Genomic DNA, 487 nt, shown 5'->3' with positions numbered 1-487 from the left:
CGCGGCATTCAGGCCGAAGGTGAGGATGGCGGGGGCCGCGAGGCCCGAGGCAAGGATATGGCGTCGTGTCAGGGCCATGGCGTCTCTCTCCCGCAGCGCACAATGGCTGCGCTGTTTGTTGCACCGCACGGTAACGTACTTTGGCGCCCGGCTTATACTGAAGCTGCCGGCTGGTATGTAGCAAAGTCCCTCTTGTATATTTTGTCAACCCCATTGCATAATGGGCGGGACCGGAAAATCATCTGGGCCGGGAGGACATCAGATGAGCCAGACTCAACGTCTGAGGCAGGCGATCGAGGATGAAATCGTCGATGGGCGTCTCGCCATCGGTTCGCGCCTGGATGAGGTACAACTCGCCGAACGCTTCGGAGTGTCGCGCACGCCGATCCGCGAAGCGCTGATTCAGCTCGCGATGACCGGCCTCGTCGAGGCGAAGCCGCGCAAGGGTGCGATCGTGAGCGCGCCGGAGCCGCAGCATCTCCTGGCG

1 protein-coding gene is annotated in these 487 nt (G+C 62.4%); it reads left to right on the top strand.

Annotation, left to right across the window (positions count from 1 at the left end; all coding sequences use genetic code 11):
* Window positions 1–262: 262 nt before the first annotated feature.
* On the top strand, window positions 263–487 hold a 225-nt coding region (locus WDW90_RS38075; protein ID WP_336492867.1), incomplete at its 3' end, for a GntR family transcriptional regulator.

Source organism: Methylobacterium nigriterrae (genome assembly GCF_037106235.1).
GTDB classification, from domain to species: Bacteria; Pseudomonadota; Alphaproteobacteria; order Rhizobiales; family Beijerinckiaceae; genus Methylobacterium; species Methylobacterium nigriterrae.
This window is presented reverse-complemented; position numbering and strand designations above follow the sequence as displayed.